Consider the following 19,659-nt stretch of genomic DNA (forward strand, 5'->3'; position numbering starts at 1 on the left):
TTTTTTTCATCATCCTTTTTCTCCACCTATTATACACAGGGTTATAATCTTTCCAAAAAATCTACCCCTTTTCCTGTATGTTCGCAGGTACTAAACAGTGGAAAAGTGAGATTAAAATCATTAGAAATCAAAGGGTTCAAAAGTTTTGCTGATAAAACCATAGTGAGTTTTGATGAAGGTATAACCGGCATCATTGGTCCGAATGGTTGCGGCAAGAGTAATATCATCGACAGTATTCGTTGGGTAATAGGCGAACAAAAAATATCGGCACTGAGAAGTGAAAACCTCGAAGCATTGGTTTTCAATGGCAGTAAAACAAGAAGTCCGAGTGGTCTGGCAGAAGTAAGTCTCACTTTCGAAAACACTAAAAATCTTTTACCAACCGAATTCAATACAGTAACTGTAACACGACGCTTTTATAAAAATGGGGAAAGCGAATACAGACTAAACGATGTAACCTGTCGTTTGAAAGACATCCATAATCTTTTTCTTGATACCGGTGTAAGTACCGACAGTTATGCCATCATTGAATTGGGTATGGTGGATGATATCATCAAAGACAAAGAAAACAGCCGACGCAGGATGCTGGAGCAGGCTGCAGGTATTACCATTTATAAAACACGTAAGAAAGAAGCCAAAAATAAACTCGATGCAACTGAACAGGATCTGGCACGTATTGAGGACCTGTTGTTCGAAATTAATAACCAGCTAAAAACACTGGAGAACCAGGCTAAAAAGGCAGAGAAGTATTACGAGATTAAAAAAGAATACAAAGAAGTATCAGTAGAACTGGCTAAAGCAGCACTTGAAGGATTCAACATTACTTACAAAGAGCTGAATGAGCAACAGGAACTGGAGATCAATAAAAAAGTACAACTCGATGCAGAAATAGCGGTGGAAGAAGCAGCGATTGAGCAGGAGAAAGTAGGCTTTATTGAGAAGGAAAGGGCTTTGCAAAGTATGCAGCACGAGTTTAACGACCTTCTGCAAAACCTGCGCAGCAAAGAAAACGAACGTAACCTGGCAACCCAGAAGCTGCATTACCTGAAGGAAAAAGAAACAAGTTTAAAAGATTTTCTGGAGAAAGCATCCGGTCAGTTAAAAACCATTGGCGATTCTATTGAGTATACACAATTGCAGGTGGGTGAAGAAGAGTCGCGTTTGATAGAACTGCAGGACAGGGTAGAAACAGCCAAACTTGATATAGAAGACAAACGCCGTTTATTCGATGAACGCAGAAATGGTGTGGATGCCGTACGTAATCAGTACCAGCAGATACAGCGCAACCAGTTTGATGCAGAAAAGAAAGTAGCCGTTGCCGATACATCTATTCAGAACCTGCAGCGTGCACAGGCACAGCTGAATGAAGAAAAGCAGAACCGCGAACTGCAGCTGGAGCAATTACAAAAAGAGCTGTCAGAAAAAGAAGAAAACCTGGAAGCGCGCCGTATAGATCTGCAGCAATTACAGGAGCAGCATGATCGTACCCGTGAAAATATTTTTGAAACACAGGCACAACTCGAAGTATTACGTAATGAACTGGCAGAAGAGAACCGCAAACTCGACGCCAAGCGTAATGAATATAACCTGCTGAAAAGTCTGATCGACTCGATGGAAGGTTATCCGGAGAGTATTAAATTCCTGCATAAAAACCCCGAATGGAACCATGCGGCACCTATTCTGTCAGATATTATTTATGTAAAAGAAGAATTCCGGGCGGCCGTTGAAAATGTATTGGAGCCATACCTCAACTATTATGTGGTAAATAACCTGCAGGAAGGATTGCAGGCTATTCATTTACTCGATGCCAACAGCAAAGGGAAGGCCAACTTCTTTATGCTGGAAAAATTTGCTGATCTGCGTGTAGAAACCCACCAGCCGGCCAATACCATCCGTGCCATGGATGTAATTGAAGTAGATGAACAATACCGCAAACTGGCAGAATATTTACTGGGCAATGTTTACATCGCCGAGAATGATGAAGCTATTGCCAATAGCAATGGTGCCGTGGTACTCGAAAAAACAGGTAAATACGTAAAAGGTAAATACACATTAACCGGTGGCAGCGTAGGATTATTTGAAGGAAAGAAAATTGGTCGTGCCAAGAACCTCGAAAAACTGGCGGAAGAAATACTCGATCAGGAATCTGTAGTGAGCCTGCTGAAGGCCGATATTCAGGCCAAGCACAATGAAGTGATTGCATTTAATGAGCAGTTAAAAGAAAATGCAATCAAACAAACCGAAAACGAGATCAACCAGCTAACCAATCAGGTATTTGCTACTAAAAACCGTATTGAAAACTTACAGGCAGCACAACAGAATGGCTTACAGCGTTTGACGGATATTGAAACCCGTTTACAGGATGAGCAGGATGGTATTGCCGCTACAAGGGAAGAGCTGCATCTACTGAATGACCAGTTATTGCAAACCGGTGAACAGATGAAACTGGTGGAACAGGATTACCAGCTGGCTGAACAGGAATACAATTATGCATCGGTACAATACAATGAAACTAATCTTCAGTTAACCCGCCAGCAAAGTAAAATTACTACCTTGAAACAGGAGCTGGTATTCAAAGAAAATCAGCTGAGCGAATTACATCAGCAGATTGAAAGTAATACGGCACAGTTATCTGACGCATCAGGTAATATTGAAGAAGGTGAAAAAGCATTAATCGTTTCAGAAGAATTGCTCATAGAATTGATGCGTAAGAAAGAAGAAGAAGAGAAAAAACTGAATGAAGCAGACCAGGCATATTATAACCTCCGTAATGCGTTACAGGAGAAAGAAAGTGAATTGAGGCTGAAAGTGAAGAGTAAGGAAATGATTGATCACCTGGTAACAGAGATCAAAGACAGACTCAATGAACTGAAACTGCAATTGGCAGGAATGAAAGAAAGGCTGAGCGTAGAGTTTAAAGTAGAACTGGATGAAATACTCGATCAGGCACGTACCACAGAAACTTCACTCGAAGAGTTACAGGCTACCAGCGATCGCATGAAAAAGCGACTGGAGAATATGGGAGAAGTTAACCCTACTGCCATTGAAGCTTTTACTGAAATGAAAAAGCGATATGAGTTTATCCTTGAACAAAAGAATGACCTTGTTTCTGCCAAAGAAAGCCTGCTTCAAACCATTCAGGAAGTAGAAGCAACAGCCAACCAGCAATTCCTTGATACGTTTAACCAGGTACGTGAAAATTTCCAGAAAGTATTCAAAGCCCTGTTTACAGAAGAAGATACGGCCGATATGGTACTGGTAGATCCCACCAATCTTGCCGAAACAGGTATAGAAATCATAGCAAAGCCAAAAGGTAAACGCCCATCCTCCATTACACAGTTGAGTGGGGGAGAGAAAACACTTACAGCAACAGCATTGCTTTTCTCCATCTACCTGATTAAACCAGCACCATTCTGTATCCTGGATGAGGTAGATGCACCACTGGATGATGCGAACGTGGGTAAGTTTACCCAGATGATCAAGAAGTTCAGTGATAACTCACAGTTCATCATCGTAACACACAACAAACAAACCATGGGTGCGGTTGATGTGATTTATGGTGTAACCATGCAGGAGCCCGGAGTAAGTAAACTGGTTCCGGTAGACTTCAGAAGCCTTACGAACTAAATAATAGAAGTGAGTAGTGAGTAGTCAGTAGCGAGTTGGTATTTGTACTCACTACTGACTATTCACTACTCATTTTTTTTATCCGCGCCGATATTTCATGTATAAGTCTATTTTCATACTATACCTTATCTGTTTTGGTTGTTACCTGTTATTTACCCGGCAGCCCGATTATTTTGATGGGGAGAAAGTGCCAGCCATAATCAGGCAGGTGCATAATTTATCTGAGGGGGATACAGTGCTGAAGGCCGTTTTCAATACCGGCACAAAAGAATTTTCCATTGATCCATATTATCCGCTGAGAAGTATCAAAGAAGGTCAGCGATTAACTGTTATCTATGAAACGGGTAACCCTGCGTCTGGTAAAGTGTATGGAGGGTGGGGGTATTGGTGGCTATGGGATGAATTATTAATGTCTGCTTTACTGTGTTTTCTCCTTTTCCAGGTAGCAGTTTCAGTAACCAGTAATCCCGATCAGGAAGCACTAACTGAACAAGCTGAGTATAAAGAAGAAAAGAAAAGGAAATACCTTGACTGATTTATTGTTCGGTATACTGGTATTCAATCCTGCCTATCTGTAATTTACTTTTATCGCTACAGATTTCTCCTGTTTTAAGTCCCTTATCATTATACTTATACTTCCATACAAAATAGTTATTGCTACCAAGCGAATACTGGGTCATTTGCGTTGGCTGATTACCGGTATTGTATTCATAAACAAAATCGGGTAGTATCTTTTTGAGCCTGCTGTTATACCTTGCTATATCTGTCAATTGCCTGTTTGCATTATAATAGTAGTAATAGCTCTCGATGGTACGCCCGTTTTTCTTCCATCTTTCTTCGCCAATATTACCCTGTTCATCTTTAATCAGTTGAACCATGACTGTGTCGTACTGGTTTTTAATTTTAAGCATGGAAACCGGAGCGCCATACTCGTCATAAGACCATTCATGCACTTCCGAAATAGTGCTGTTCATGAATGTATCGATGGTAGACAGGCTTACCCTGCTGATACGACCCTGCGTATCATAAGTATATTCTGTTTTGTTGCTGATATTTTTATTATTGGTTTGTGTACGTTTTAAAACACCAAGGTCATAGGTATTTATGGTGACACTTGTCTGGTTATTATTTTGGGTAGTGATATTGACTCTTTTTCCATCCCTGCTGATTTCCTGTGAAACCGAAAAGCCTTCAGTAACGCTATTGTCTGGCTCATAAGAGATCGCTTTTATACCGGCAATTTTTTGGGCCCTCCATATTTTATACTGATCATTTCCCTGACGGATGGAAATGATATCATTGAAATAGTATTGTGCACTGACCGAGCCGGCCAGCAATAAAAAGGAAATTATGCTGAATACTTTAATCATTTAGCAAAATTACTCAAATCTGGCTGTTCATTTTTCAACATTCAACCAAGGACAGTTGCGGCAATGGATTAGTTGTGTATTTTTAGTCAAACGTTAACAAGTGTCACATTTACCCGAAAGAAAGGAAAAAATATGCCTCAATTGCGGCGCCGCCCTCCATGGACGGTTTTGTCATTATTGCGGACAGGAAAACATAGAACCCAAAGACAGTTTCTGGCACCTGGTAACACATTTTGTGTATGATATCATACACTTTGACGGTAAATTTTTCAGTACCCTCAAATATCTTTTATTCAGACCCGGTTTTCTTTCACATGAATATTTAAGAGGTCGCCGGGCCGATTATCTGCATCCGATTCGGATGTATGTTTTTACATCGGCTTTCTTTTTCCTGATTTTTTTTAGTTTTTATCAGAAAGAAGAAGAGATAGTGGTGAAGGAGAAAAAGGACACTGCCGAATCTGTACTGAAAAAATTAGAGAGCCAAAAAGCAAGTCTGGAAAAAGCAATAAAAAATCCAACCGCAATTGTAGCCATGGGGCCAATTAGGGATAAAATAGCGCAGACGGAAGCTGAGATAGTCATGCTCAGACGGGACAGTACATTGTTAGACAGTGTAAAAAGTTTGCCGCAAAGCGGTTTTTCAATTATGTCCGTAGGCAATAACAAGATAAATAGAACCTTGTCTACAGTTAAAGAGTACGATTCTATTCAGGCTCTATTGCCTGAAAAAGAAAGAGATGGATTTTTTGTAAGATCCATTGAAAGACAAAATATTCATTTGCGTGAAAAATACAATGGCGACTCCAAAGCGGGCATGAAAGCCATTACGAATAAATTTATTCACCTGTTCCCGCAGATGTTATTCGTGTCACTGCCACTATTTGCCATGCTGTTACAGGCTATGTATGCAAGGAGAAGGCAGTTTTATTATGTAAATCACATCATTTACTCTATTCATCTGTATTGCGCCATCTTTATTATTATTCTGTCGGGTTTATGGCTGCACAGCATCGTAAAAGGAATTACACATGAAGTGCATGACTGGATTGGTTCGGTATTTACGCTGGCCGGTTTTTTCTATATGTATAAATCAATGCGTAATTTCTATGGGCAAAGACGGGCTAAAACAATACTGAAGTATATCCTGTTGTTATTTGCATCCTTATTGATTATGGTATTATTATTTAGTGTGTTTTTCCTTTTCTCAGCATTTGCAGTATAACCGGAACAAGAAAATTGAAACATGAAATCAACCGCTGATAGTTTTCTGGCATTAGTAACCATAATGGATGAACTCAGGGAGCAATGCCCCTGGGATCGTAAACAAACCATTCATACACTTCGCTCCATGACCCTCGAGGAAACCTATGAACTGACAGATGCAATTGATGCAGGCGACTGGAAGGGCATAAAGGAAGAATTGGGCGACCTTTTATTACACATTCTTTTTTACACTAAAATAGGAACAGAGCAACAGCAGTTTGTACTGAAAGAAGTAATTGACGGAATAGCCCAAAAACTTATTACGCGCCACCCACACATATACGGAGATGTAAAAGTGGAAGATGATGAGGACGTAAAGCGAAACTGGGAGCAGATCAAAATAAAAGAGGGTAAGACTTCTGTACTTGGAGGTGTACCCAAATCATTACCAGCTGTTGTAAAAGCTACAAGGATACAGGAAAAGGCAAAACAGGTAGGATTTGAATGGGATAACAGGGAAGATGTATGGAAAAAAGTGGAGGAGGAGATGGAGGAACTGAAAGAAGCTATAAAAGCAGAAAGTCAGGAAGAGATAAAAGAAGAATTTGGAGATTTACTCTTTAGTCTGATCAATTATGCACGGTTTTTGCAGGTAGATGCAGAAGCTGCCCTGGAGCAGACCAATAAAAAATTCATGTATCGTTTTCAGGCAATGGAATCGATGGCGGCAGAAAAAGGATTAAACCTGCTAGATATGTCACTGGTAGAAATGGATGAACTTTGGAACGAGATCAAACGAAAACAATAAACTGTTGATCAAAACACTCAGAAAAGCTGCTTATAAACACGGTTACCTGGCCATTACTGCTGCCTGGCTCTATACCTTTTCATTTATATTCATCAATTACTGGAGTTATAATGCCTCCCCGCAGAAGGTAAAGTCGAAACTGGAGCAACAGATCAGTAAACTCGAAAAACGGTATTATGACCTTCTCGAAGATACTACCCGGTTACATGCACTGATTGAACCTGCGAATAATACAGTAAAAGAAAAAACTGCAAAAGAGTCTTTCGGTTTATTTGTATATGCCCTTGCAGGCAAAAATACGCCTACATTGCTGTATTGGAATGCCAACAGGTATTACATGGTTCAGGATGATCTTTACAGGCAGGATAGTAACTGGTTTTCTGTAAAACGAAATGGAGAATTTGAGATACTAAAATCAACTGTGCCTGTTAAAGGAGGCGAACTACTTGTAGTGGGTATGATACCCATTCGATGGTCGTATTTTATTGAAAATAAGTACCTGCATAGTGATTTTGCAGGTTTTGAGGGCCTGGATGACCAATACGAACTCACCACTGTTCCCGGTTCAGAAGTGTTACCGATTTTCAGCAGTACAGGTAAAGAACTGTTTGGTATTAAACCTAAACAGGGTAAATCATTTATAGCGTATGACGGATTTACGATCCTGTTAAGAATATTAGCGATTGTTTGTTTACTGATTTTTCTTAATTCGGTAACAACGGAATTGATTGTCGCACATGGATTTAAAGCTGGGTTTAGCGTGTTGGCGGCTATTGTTTTGTTACTTCGGTTTATAGCTTACCAATTTAATTTTCCTTTCGATTACAGTAAGTTACCGCTGTATGATCCTTCAATCTATGCTTCTAATATCATACACCCTTCATTGGGCGATTTATTGGTAAATGCTATCTTATTATTCTGGCTGATTGGTGTGTATAAAAACTATACCGACGATAAAACATGGCTCAGTAAACCCCTGCCATTGAAACTGAGAAACTATGGTAGTATTTTCCTGCTAACATTAATTGGATATGGAATAGCCGGTATTGTTCAAAGCCTGGTACAAGACTCCAAAATATCTACTGATGTTACTAATTTTTTCAGTCTGGATATTTACAGTGTAGTAAGTTTTGTGATTCTCTGTTTTCTGGTACTCAGTTTTTTTGGTTTGTCACAGATACTGTTGCGGCCATTGGTGGAACGTAAATTTCCTTTATTGGAACAATCTGTAACAGTAGTAATAAGTGCTTTTATTTGTTTGTTATTATTTTTCCCGAATAAAGAAATTCCTGCCGGACTGGCAATATTGCTCTGGTTACTGGCGTATTTGCTGATTATTAATTTCAGGCGAAAAGACCTTAATCTACCCTTGCTCAGATCGACTTTTTTTATTTTCTGGGTCATGTTTTTTACTTTTTCCATTGCCGGAATGGTACTGTATGAAAACAGGATCACAGAATTTGAGCAGCGAAAACGTATTGCTGAAAAACTTGCACTGCAAATTGATCCTTCAGGTGAAAACCTGCTGAATATTGCCGCTACCAATTTCGATGACCAGTTTCTGCTCAAAAACTTCAACCGTTTTCAAAGTGAGCTTGAAAACAAATACATCAAGGATAGCCTGATCAACCAGAATTTCTCTGGTTACCTGAATAAATACGATACAAGAATTTATACATTCGACAGTTTATATCACCCACTATACAATGAAGATTCTACAGACTATGCAGCTATTAAAACTATTATTCTCAATCAGGCAAGACCTACGGTAATACCGGGTTTATATAGTTACGACAATACCTCAGAAGGTTTTAGTTATCTCTATCAGAAAGAAGTAAAAGAAAGAGGAAGAACATTGGGTTATTTATTTGTAATTGCCAAATCGAAACGCTATAAGAGTGAAGCTTTATACCCCGAATTATTTAACCAGGTACAAAATCTGTCTTCCGATCTGAACACCAATTATGCATACGGTATTTATAATAAAGGAAAGCTGATTAATCATTTTAATACCTATCATTTCCCGTCAAGACTGAAAAAGAATGAAATCAATGAATTTGAATTTACTTATAAGGTTTCGGGTGAATACAGCGAACTCTGGTTCAATAGCGGCGATGATAAACAGGTAGTGGTGGTTAAAAGAAATACCTGGGTAGTAGAGTTTCTTACATTATTTGCTTATCTGTTTTGTTCTTTCCTGGTCATCATATTTATATTTCATATTGGTAGCCAGTTACTGAAAGCCAGGTTCAAGTGGCGTGAAATAAAGAAACTGTTCCGGTTTAATATCCGCACGCAGATACAAGCCACCATTATATTCCTCAGTGTATTTTCTTTTCTGGTAATTGGTATAGCTACTATTTCTTTTTTTATCATCCGCTTTAACCGGAGTAATGAAGAAAGACTGTCAAAATCCATTCAGGTAATGTCGAATGAAATCAACAGTAAACTGAATGCGCAGTTCAGTTTTGATGATGTGCTTACATTCAAGAATGTAGGATTGTCACGTGAACTGGAGCAAGACATAGCAGAAGTATCTGATCTGCATAATGTGGATGTGAATTTTTATGATATCAATGGTAACCTGCTCACATCCACACAGCCCTATATTTATAATAAACACCTGCTTAGTACGCAGATGGAACCCAGGGCTTACCAGCAATTACATTTCGATAATAGTATTCGATACATACAGTCGGAAAAAGTAGGCGATTTTGAATACCTGAGTATCTATGTACCGCTCTCCGACGATGCAGGTGAAAACTACGCATACCTGAATATTCCATACCTCAATTCACAAAATGAATTGAACCAGGAGATATCAGGCTTTTTGGCTACGCTTATTAATCTCAATGCATTTATATTCCTGGTAGCCGGAGCTATCGCATTTTTCCTTACCAGCAGGATTACGGCTTCCTTCAGCCTGATAGGAGATAAAATGCGACAGATGAACATCGGTAAAAATAATCAGGAGATCATATGGACCCGAAATGATGAAATCGGGATGCTCGTAGGCGAGTATAATAAAATGGTGCGTAAGCTGGAACAGAGTGCTTTTGCATTGGCCAGAAGTGAGAGAGAAGGGGCATGGCGTGAGATGGCAAGACAGGTAGCACATGAAATCAAAAACCCGCTTACACCAATGAAACTGAGTATACAGTACTTACAGAAAGCCATTCTCAATGGGTCACCTGATGTAAAAGAACTTACATCAAATATGGCCCTCACACTTATTGAACAGATCGATCAGCTGTCGAAGATTGCCAGTGATTTTTCTCAGTTTGCAAATATTGGAAATGCAAAAATGGAAAAAATTGATTTACGTGAAGTAATAGAGTCTGTTACCCGCTTATACGCCACACATCCTGAACTGGAGATTAATTTTATCCCGCCAACAGGAATAGTGTGGGTAATGGCCGATAGGGTACAGATGAATCGTTTGCTTACCAACCTGTTACAGAATGCTGTAGAAGCTGGAAATGAGGAGGATAAAAAGGTACAGGTAAAAATCAGTATTCAACAAGAGGGAGATAAAATTTTACTTTCCGTTCAGGATGATGCAGGAGGTATTCCTGAATCGATGCAGGCCAATATTTTTACGCCCAACTTTACCACCAAGTCATCAGGCACAGGCTTGGGTTTGGCTATTTGTAAGGGTATTGTGGAAAAAGCAAATGGAACCATCTGGTTTAATACCCGGGAGAATGAGGGAACGATTTTTTTTGTAGAACTCCCTGCTACCTCATAAAAAAAGAACCGGTTTTAAACCGGTTCTTTTTTTGTTAATAATATTTATAGTTGTATTTCCAATCCCGCAGAAATAAACCGGTCTAACCCAACCCTGATGCCTGTTGGTCTCCTGCTCACGATATATCTCTCATTGAATAAATTCTTACCCGATAAAGTAAAATTAACCTGCGGTGTAATGTTCCAGAAGAAAGAGGCATCCAGTACAAACCGACTGCCAATTAAACCCGTTAACCCATTGGCAGATGCGGTTGTTGTGTTGAGTTCGTCTGCAAATTGTTCCCCGGTAAAAGTGCCATAAAAACGAAATCCAGGACCATTTTTAAATTCTGCTCCTGCATTTAAATTGAGTACCAGAGAAGGAGCATAGGGTAACTTATTGTTCAGTACGTTTTTGGCATTCGTGCCCGAGCCAATAAATCTGTTGGCCGAGTATTTAGATTCCACATAAGTAGCATTTACACCAATCGAATACTGATGTACACTCTTTAGTAATTTACCCATTTCCAATTGTATAGCTGCTTCAAGGCCCTGGTGTTTAGTTCTTCCACCATTTGCCAAACCCGTAGCATTGGTATTGCCGCTTGACTGTGATACCGGTATGATCTGGTTATCAAAATTCATGATAAAGCCTGTGATCTCTGCAGTTAAAAAATCTCCTTTGACGATACGTGTGCCTATTTCATAATTAATACTTTTTTCTGCATCAAGATCAAGTGCTATTCCGTCGGAAGTAATGGCATCTTTTGTTCGTGGGGGTGCAAAACCTTTATGAACACCAGCAAATAGCGTGATAGCTTCTGCGGCTTTATAGCTGATACCAGCGCCTGGTATGAGACTGAAAGTATTATTGCTTGTAACCAGGTTGGTATCGGCAACCACATTGTTTACGCCGTTGATCCTGAATCGACCCCTCAAAATTCTTCTTGAGTAATCAAAGTTTTCCAGGCGGATACCCGCATTAAAACTCCAGCGGTCATCGAGTGTAACTGTATTCTGTACATAAGCGCTAAAAGCATTACCTGTTCTCTCTTCTACATCTCTCAGATCACCACCTCTGGCATCGGCTTTACGCCCGATGAGGAATTGTTCATCCGCTTTTTCATACAATAACCTTGTTCCAATGACCAGTGCATTGCTGCCATTCAACAACCTGTGATTTACTTTTAGCTGAGGTTCAATACCCATTACCTGAAACTGCCTGTTTCGGTGACCATTGGCATTCAACATATAAATGGCACCACCTGCAACAGAAGGATTACCCCAAACAACACCTGTCTGATTAGGAGCACTTGCATTAGCCGTAAATTCCTGCCTTTGCCAGTTTCGAGTAGTAGTATATGCAAAACCTGTAGTCTGCAGCGAAACATGATCACTTATTTTATATTGGTGAGTCGCACTCAATGAATAACGACGAACAGGTAAACGATCATCGGGGGCCATTAGTACAAAATCCTGGCCACCTTTGTCATACATGGTTTGTGTTAAACCTATATAAGTGCTGTTACTAATTTCATCGTACACGCCCATTTTAAGACCCAGTAATGATTTTTCATTCAGCCGGAATTTGATCTTGGCATTCAGGTCATGTATCCTGAAATTGGTATAACCGAGGTTGTCGGCTCTTTTATGCAGGTAGCTTACGATAAAACCAGTGTTATTTACTGTTTTGCCATAACTCGCATAGCTGCTGAAAAAACCTCTTTGCCCACCTTGTATTTTAAACCTTGCTGATTCTTCTGCAGGAGGGTCCTGTGTTATATAGTTTACCACGCCACCAATTGTTTGAGGTCCGAAAAGAATCTGACCGCTTCCTTTCAATACTTCCACGGTCTTCATTTTATCGATCACAGGCGTGAAATACATTTCAGGTTCCCCATAAGGGTTCAATGCCACAGGGATACCATCTTCCAATACCAGTATATTCCGGCTCCTGTCGGGATCCAACCCACGCACACCAATATTTATCCTTAAACCGGCACCTTCTTCATCCACCACATTCAGTCCGGGTATTTTTCTTAGTACATCATTACCACTCACAGGAGCAATCTGCCGGATTTGCTTTTGTCTTATAACAAAAACAGAACCGGGAACACGTGATAATAATCTGTCAGTATAGGATACCACTTGTATTTGTGGCATTTCAACAACCTTGCTGGTATCTTCTGAACTTACAGGTGATATAGGATTCTGGGCATATCCATAATTGGCCATTATCGTTAAGGCAATCATCTTTCCGATTTTCATGCATACTGTTTTAGATGCGCAATATTCGGAAATGATGAAACCCCGGATTGCCCGAATCGGGAAATCGATTTACGGAATGCGTAAAATCAGATAGAGATGCTATCTCTTGGCGTGCTGTTGCACGAGGAAGGCTTCAAAAGCATCTTTTGAAAAACTACTCAGGTTATGTTCTTTGGTTAAACCTGCTTTCTGAGCAGCCAGAACTCCAAAACGGCAGTCATCATAACCTTCAATATAGTGTGCATCGGGATTAATGGAAATAAGTACACCTTTCTCCAGCGCTTTGTCAATCCAGCGCCAGTCCATATCGAGCCTGCGGGGATGTGCATTAAGTTCAATGACCACATCATTGGCCGCACAGGCATCAATGATTTTGGCATGATCAACAGGGTAGCCGTTCCTGCTCAGTAACAGACGGCCTGTCATATGACCAAGAATGCTGGTATAAGGGTTCTCGATGGCATTCATCAGCCTCATCATGGCTTTTTCTTCGGGCATTTTCAGGTTGGAGTGAATAGAAGCGATGATCAGGTCGAAATCTGCCAGTACTTCGTCGGGATAATCAAGGCTGCCATCGTTCAGGATATCGCTCTCAATACTCTTATAAATACGGAAAGGGGCCAATTTCGCATTAAGCTCATCTACCTGCTGATGTTGCGCATATACCCGGTCAATATCAAGTCCGCTTGCATAAAAAGCCGACCGGGAATGGTCACTGATAACGAGGTATTCAAAGCCACCTTCTATAGCAGCTAAGGCCATTTCTTCCAGGGTATTACTTCCATCGCTCCATTTACTATGACTATGAATGATACCCTTAATATCATGGGGTTCAATAACAACAGGTAACTGCTTATTGCGGGCCTGCTCAATAATGGTTTCTTTTTCGCGTAAGAAAGGAGGAATGAATGCAATGCCGGCATCTTCAAAAATAGCTTCTTCAGTTACATAATTCAGTTCAGGTTTCCAGTCTGTAATATTTTTCCAGGCAGATAAAAATGATTCACTGCAACTGGTTTCAAAAAGTTTACTGAAGCATTGTTCTTTGCTGCTGCAATAAAAACCAAGACTTACATTATCGGTTGATTTTACAGACAGGTAATCGGCAGTTGATGTGATGATTTCAAACTGTTGTGCTGAAAAAAATGCAAGCAGTTGATCTGATGAGCAGGTAGTAACCCATTCGAGTATATGCACAATTTCGTCCTGTTTTCTGTACGAACCTGTGGATAAAAAAATGGCTGCCGGGAAGCTTTCCTGGAGTTTTTGGGTCGCTTTTCCCGCAAAACCATCCATTTGCTGGTAGAGGTAACTACCAAGAGAACCGAAATAAAATTCGATTGACTCTCTGATATTGTTCTGCGTTTTCTCACCAAATCCTTTATAAAGTGTCAAACGATTTTCGTTACAGGCATACAATAATTCACCCAGTGTTTCTATTTCGAGTTCTTTCCAGATCGTTGCAATTTTCTTCGGACCCAGTCCTTTGATCTGTAACATTTCAATAATGCCTTCTGGTGTTTTAGCTATATATTCTTCTAACACAGAAAGGGTTCCTGTTTCGAGTTGTTCAAGAATACGCCTGCCTGTACTTTCTCCTATTCCTTTTTGTGCGAAAATTTTATCAGGCGAAAGGGTGGAGAGTTCCATCGGCAGCTTGTCTATGCTGAAAGCCGCACTGGCATAGGATTTGGCCTTAAATGAGTTGTCTCCATGGATATCCATTAGTTTGGAAAGAAGGGAGAAATTTGCGGCAATGGCTTCGTTTGTCATACAGGAAAAAATAAGAAATAGGGGTGAAGTTAACACAAAAAAAGTCCCGCCTTAGGCGGGACTCTTAAATCTATTTTAGCTAAAGCTAAACTAAGATTACTTCTTTTTAGCGGCTTTTTTAGCAGCTTTTTTAGGAGCAGCTTTTTTAGCAGCTTTTTTAGGAGCAGCTTTTTTAGCAGCTTTCTTTGGTGCAGCTTTCTTAGCAGCTTTTTTTGCAGTTGCCATGTTTTTTAGATTTAATGGTTAGTAAATAATACATTAAAAATAAAAACTTATTTGTAACTACAAAAAAAAATTTTTATGCGGTCTCTGCAACGGGTGCAACCGATACAGTTGTTTTATCGTTTCTTCCTTTCCTGAATTCAACGATTCCGTCAGATAATGCGAACAAAGTAAAGTCAGAACCCACACCTACATTTTTACCAGGATGGTAAACAGTTCCTCTCTGACGAACAATGATATTACCAGCAATAGCAGGCTGACCACCATATATTTTTACACCGAGACGTTTGCTCTGAGAGTCGCGGCCGTTCTTTACGCTACCTTCACCTTTTTTGTGTGCCATGGTTATTTGTTTTTGAACCGGGATCACTCAATTGATACCGGGTATGTTTTTTACTAAGCGATGCTTTCGATTTTGATTCGCGTATAATGCGTTCTGTGACCATGCTTCTTGCGGAAGCCCTTTCTTCTTTTCATTTTAAAGGCGATCACTTTGTCTCCCTGAACTAAGTCACTGATGATTTCAGCTTTTACAATAGCTTTTACACTACTGCCTGAAGCAACAGAACCGGCATTGTCTGTAAACAATACATCGGTAAATTCAACTTTGTCTCCGGTTTTACCCTGCAGGTGAGGAACATACAGGCTTTGACCTTCCTGTACCTTAAATTGCTGACCTGCGATTTTTACAACTGCTAACATAGCTATCCAAAATTAGGACGGCAAAGGTAGGGATTTGGACGTTAATTTTGCAAAGATTTTTGAAATAAATCTTATTCACAGTGCTGTAAAAGCAAAATTAAGAGCTGATTTGGCTCAGTTAATCCCTTTTTCACCAAAAAAATAAACTGATTTCGATCGGGTATTTTTATATCTAATTGATAATCATATCGATATAATAATATACCTGCTCAGCCCTTTTAAACGGAACTTCTGTCTATTTTTGCCCGCAGGTCGTAAAGACCTGCTAACGATATGAACCTGAAATCCCTGTTGGCAAAACCATTTGCCCAATATATCCATAAACAGATCAAAAGAAACAGTACTCACGCCCTGGCCGATCAGGAAACCATCCTGAAACAACTGTTGAAAGTTGGGAAAGCCACAGAATTTGGCAAAGAGCACAGATTCAGCGACATAGCGGATTATCAGGCATTTCAGCAGACCGTACCCCTACGCGATTACGAGGCATTCAAACCCTTTATTGAAAGGATAAAAGAAGGTAGGGAGAACGTACTCTGGAAAGGCAAACCCATTTATTTTGCCAAAACAAGCGGTACCACCAGCGGAGTGAAATATATCCCTATCACCAAAGATTCAATTCCTAACCATATTAATACCGCCCGAAATGCCCTGCTCTGCTATATGGCAGAAACAGGAAACACTGCATTTGCCGGTGGTAAAATGATTTTTTTAAGCGGCTCACCTGTACTTGAAAGAGTGGGGGGTATTCCCACCGGCCGTTTAAGCGGTATCGTTAACCATCATGTACCCAGTTATCTGCGCGCTAACCAGCTGCCTGGTTATGAAACCAATTGTATTGAAGACTGGGAAACCAAACTCGATAAAATAGTGGCAGAAACTATTAACAAAGACATGACCCTCATTAGTGGAATACCACCATGGATGCAGATGTATTTCGACCGGTTAATGGAAAAAAGCGGAAAAAAAGTAGGGGAGCTCTTTCCCAATTTCAGCGTAATGGTACAGGGAGGCGTAAATTTTGAACCTTACCGCGCCAAACTATTTGAAAGCATCGGTAGAAAAATAGATAGTATAGAACTGTTTCCTGCCAGTGAAGGCTTTTTTGCTTTTCAGGACCAGCAGGATGCAGAAGGATTATTACTGAATACCAATAGCGGTATTTTTTATGAGTTTGTACCTGCCGCAGAAATCTTTAATGAAAACCCCACCAGACTCAGTCTGAAAGAAGTAAAGCTGGGCGAAAACTATGCACTTATCATTAATAATAATGCGGGGCTCTGGGGGTATAATATTGGGGATACAGTAAAGTTTGTAAGCCTAGACCCTTACCGGCTCATTGTAAGTGGCCGGACCAAACATTTTATCTCTGCTTTTGGGGAACATGTAATTGGGGAAGAAGTGGAATATGCATTATTAAAAGCAGCAATAGAAACCGGAGCGCATATTACAGAGTTTACAGTAGCCCCGATGATTGAACAGGGAGAAGGAAAAAGTTTTCATGAATGGTTTGTTGAGTTTGAAAAAGAACCCGAAAATTTCCAGCTTTTTATTCAGAAAACAGAGGAAAACCTGCGCCTGAAAAATGTATACTATGATGACCTCATCAGGGGCAATATTCTTCAGACATTAAAAGTTCGGAAAGTTCGCAAAAACGGCTTTATAGATTATATGCGATCTATAGGTAAACTGGGCGGACAAAATAAAGTGCCGCGTTTAAGCAACGACAGAAAACTGGCAGATGCTCTAACTGCTTTTGTGGATCATTTATAAGATATTCCCTTCCAAAAAACTAAGCATTATTCGAGAAACAAATCGATCTGCTGCTGGGTAATATTGATGTTTTTGTATTTACCGTTTTGCGTAATCCGATTAATAAACTGTTGCTGAACAATGGGATTGTTCTTTACTGCAAGCAGGTACATGTCTAAAACAAAACGGGTGAGTATCAATAATACCGCTGCTGCCATTGCTCCTTCACCAAAAATGAAAAAGAACCCTGCTAGTATAACCACCATTTGTTGTACAAATATCCTGATATAAGGTTGCATGAATAAAGCTGTCAGTGTATATGCATGATAGCGTTGTGGTAAAAAGAAATTACGAATACTATACGCCAGGCTGGTGATGGCAATCGATGCAAAAGCCAGTTGCATATCGGTCTGCGATAATAAAAAAAGGTAGTTAGCCCATATATTAAATCCGTCTGAAGGTAATCCCGGAAGATTCTTCCCGACCGTAGAAAAAATAAAAATGGATTGAATAAAAATGAAAAAGAAATAATGTACCAGAAAAAAGGGTATCGTTCCCCATCCTTTTAATTGCCTGGAGTTTGTTGAAACAGTTATATTTTTTTGGGTATTACCATAGCGGTAAACCATCCATAATTTGAACAGGTGTATAATGCCAATAATGATGGTTTCAAATACATAGGCAAAGACAATGATTACTGGCCGCCATCCTAAAAAAAACAAACCAGCGAGCATCACAAACATGTTCAGCCAGATAAAGAGATTGCGTGAATCGGGTAAAAAAGTTTTGTACATAAAGTGTCCGGACAATGATTATACTTGGAAGTTATTACTATTTTATATTTGAGTAAAACCTGTTTTGCCAATTCTGTCTTGCTGTAGTAGGCATACTACAGGCTATAAACGAATCATCATCTAAACCGTTAAAAGAAAGAAGGGCTAGTGTTCATACTCCTTTTTTTGACATAAATTGTGTAACTATGCCCGCATCTACCGGGAACGATATTATGAATCAGAAAAGGATTGCCATATTTGGCTCAACAGGATCAATCGGAACACAGGCACTGGATGTAATAGCGGCCAACCCCGACCTGTTCACAGCAGAGATACTCACCGCTCAAACCAATGATGAACTGTTGATTAAACAGGCATTGGCATTCAATCCGAATGTAGTTGTAATTGGCGATGAGAGGAAATACAACACGGTAAAGGAAGCACTCAGTAAAACTGATATAAAAGTATTTGCCGGCGAAAAAGCGCTGATAGAAGCCGCCGCCATGGATTGCTATGATATGATGCTGGCAGCTATTGTAGGTTATGCAGGTCTCAAACCCACATTAATGGCTATTTCCAACGGTAAAGCCATTGGGTTGGCCAATAAAGAAACATTGGTAGTAGCAGGAGATATTGTGGTGAGGACGGCTATGGAAAAAAAAGTGCCCATCATTCCGGTCGATAGTGAGCATTCCGCAATTTTTCAATGTCTGGTGGGAGAGGGAAGAAATAAAATAGAAAAAATCATCCTTACGGCTAGTGGAGGGCCTTTTTTAGGGAAAAAGCCCAATTTCCTTGTAAATGTAAAAAGAGATCATGCTTTACAGCACCCCAACTGGAGCATGGGGGCTAAAATCAGTATAGATTCTGCAACTTTAATGAATAAGGGTCTGGAAATGATAGAAGCCAAATGGCTCTTCAACCTCCATCCCGATCAGATAGAAGTGATGGTTCATGCCCAAAGTATTATTCACAGTATGGTGCAGTTTGAAGATGGTAGTATCAAAGCGCAAATGGGCCTTCCCGACATGAAACTACCCATTCAGTATGCGATGGCTTTTCCACAGAGGATACCTAATGCATTCCCCCGTTACGATTTCAGAAAGCCTAATACCCTCACTTTTGAGGAACCCGATACCAAAACCTTCAGGAATCTGGCACTGGCAACAGAAGCTTTATACAAGGGTGGAAATATGCCCTGTATACTCAATGCTGCCAATGAAATAGCCGTTTTTGCTTTTCTTCGTAACAGGATTGGCTTTCTCGATATGACCGAAGTGGTAGAGCAAACCATGCAGAAAACAACTTTTATCGAAAAACCAACACTCGAAGAGTATTTTGAAAGCGATGGAGAGGCCCGTAACTTCGCCGCTTCTTTGATTCACATGTAATCTTTACCTATTTTCACACCAATATACTGCACGAAAATGAG

The 19,659-nt window shown here is 40.1% G+C and carries 14 protein-coding genes; 7 read left to right on the forward strand and 7 right to left on the reverse strand.

Annotated elements, in window-relative coordinates; genetic code table 11:
- The first annotated feature begins 105 nt into the window (after positions 1-105).
- A complete protein-coding gene (gene smc, locus KXJ59_RS09120; RefSeq protein WP_295203550.1) occupies positions 106-3,627 on the forward strand; it encodes a chromosome segregation protein SMC in 3,522 nt (1,173 codons plus the stop codon).
- A gap of 97 nt (positions 3,628-3,724) precedes the next feature.
- Positions 3,725-4,162 (forward strand): hypothetical protein, encoded by a 438-nt coding sequence (locus KXJ59_RS09125; protein ID WP_295203552.1) that lies wholly within the window; start codon positions 3,725-3,727, stop codon positions 4,160-4,162.
- 1 nt (position 4,163) lies between these two features.
- On the opposite strand, the gene KXJ59_RS09130 is transcribed toward KXJ59_RS09125, so the two are convergent.
- Positions 4,164-4,997 carry a hypothetical protein gene (locus tag KXJ59_RS09130; protein WP_295203554.1) on the reverse strand — a complete coding sequence of 278 codons (834 nt, stop codon included), beginning with the start codon at positions 4,995-4,997 and terminating at the stop codon, positions 4,164-4,166.
- A 100-nt stretch (positions 4,998-5,097) separates the two neighbouring features.
- Between KXJ59_RS09130 and KXJ59_RS09135 the strand changes: the two genes are divergently transcribed.
- The 3 genes from KXJ59_RS09135 to KXJ59_RS09145 are packed head-to-tail and all read left to right on the forward strand — an operon-like array spanning position 5,098 to position 10,759.
- Positions 5,098-6,222 (forward strand): DUF3667 domain-containing protein, encoded by a 1,125-nt coding sequence (locus tag KXJ59_RS09135; protein ID WP_295203557.1) that lies wholly within the window; start codon positions 5,098-5,100, stop codon positions 6,220-6,222.
- A 21-nt stretch (positions 6,223-6,243) separates the two neighbouring features.
- Complete coding sequence (gene mazG / locus KXJ59_RS09140) at positions 6,244-7,011, forward strand: nucleoside triphosphate pyrophosphohydrolase (RefSeq protein WP_295203560.1); 768 nt, start codon at positions 6,244-6,246, stop codon at positions 7,009-7,011.
- Between the two features lie 4 nt (positions 7,012-7,015).
- A complete protein-coding gene (locus KXJ59_RS09145; RefSeq protein ID WP_295203562.1) occupies positions 7,016-10,759 on the forward strand; it encodes a HAMP domain-containing sensor histidine kinase in 3,744 nt (1,247 codons plus the stop codon).
- Between the two features lie 44 nt (positions 10,760-10,803).
- Here KXJ59_RS09145 and KXJ59_RS09150 read toward each other — a convergent pair whose 3' ends face one another.
- The 5 genes from KXJ59_RS09150 to rplU form a co-directional block, all read right to left on the reverse strand.
- A complete protein-coding gene (locus KXJ59_RS09150) occupies positions 10,804-13,005 on the reverse strand; it encodes a TonB-dependent receptor (RefSeq protein WP_295203564.1) in 2,202 nt (733 codons plus the stop codon).
- Positions 13,006-13,104: 99 nt separating this feature from the next.
- The gene (locus KXJ59_RS09155; protein WP_295203567.1) at positions 13,105-14,778 is read right to left on the reverse strand and encodes a DNA polymerase/3'-5' exonuclease PolX; all 1,674 of its coding nucleotides are present in this window, start codon (positions 14,776-14,778) and stop codon (positions 13,105-13,107) included.
- A gap of 96 nt (positions 14,779-14,874) precedes the next feature.
- Positions 14,875-15,003 (reverse strand): hypothetical protein, encoded by a 129-nt coding sequence (locus tag KXJ59_RS09160; protein WP_255415860.1) that lies wholly within the window; start codon positions 15,001-15,003, stop codon positions 14,875-14,877.
- A 73-nt stretch (positions 15,004-15,076) separates the two neighbouring features.
- Positions 15,077-15,343: a 50S ribosomal protein L27 gene (gene rpmA, locus KXJ59_RS09165; protein ID WP_295203571.1), complete on the reverse strand. Its 267-nt coding sequence runs from the start codon at positions 15,341-15,343 to the stop codon at positions 15,077-15,079.
- 53 nt (positions 15,344-15,396) lie between these two features.
- A complete protein-coding gene (gene rplU, locus KXJ59_RS09170) occupies positions 15,397-15,702 on the reverse strand; it encodes a 50S ribosomal protein L21 (RefSeq protein ID WP_295203573.1) in 306 nt (101 codons plus the stop codon).
- Positions 15,703-15,975: 273 nt separating this feature from the next.
- Between rplU and KXJ59_RS09175 the strand changes: the two genes are divergently transcribed.
- On the forward strand, positions 15,976-17,475 hold the full coding sequence (locus KXJ59_RS09175; protein ID WP_295203575.1) for a GH3 auxin-responsive promoter family protein: 1,500 nt from the start codon (positions 15,976-15,978) through the stop codon (positions 17,473-17,475).
- A gap of 26 nt (positions 17,476-17,501) precedes the next feature.
- Here KXJ59_RS09175 and KXJ59_RS09180 read toward each other — a convergent pair whose 3' ends face one another.
- Complete coding sequence (locus tag KXJ59_RS09180) at positions 17,502-18,248, reverse strand: DUF6498-containing protein (protein WP_295203578.1); 747 nt, start codon at positions 18,246-18,248, stop codon at positions 17,502-17,504.
- A gap of 185 nt (positions 18,249-18,433) precedes the next feature.
- Between KXJ59_RS09180 and KXJ59_RS09185 the strand changes: the two genes are divergently transcribed.
- Complete coding sequence (locus tag KXJ59_RS09185; RefSeq protein WP_295203580.1) at positions 18,434-19,618, forward strand: 1-deoxy-D-xylulose-5-phosphate reductoisomerase; 1,185 nt, start codon at positions 18,434-18,436, stop codon at positions 19,616-19,618.
- Positions 19,619-19,659: the final 41 nt, after the last annotated feature.

The organism is Sediminibacterium sp., assembly GCF_019264485.1.
Taxonomy (GTDB): Bacteria; Bacteroidota; Bacteroidia; order Chitinophagales; family Chitinophagaceae; genus Sediminibacterium.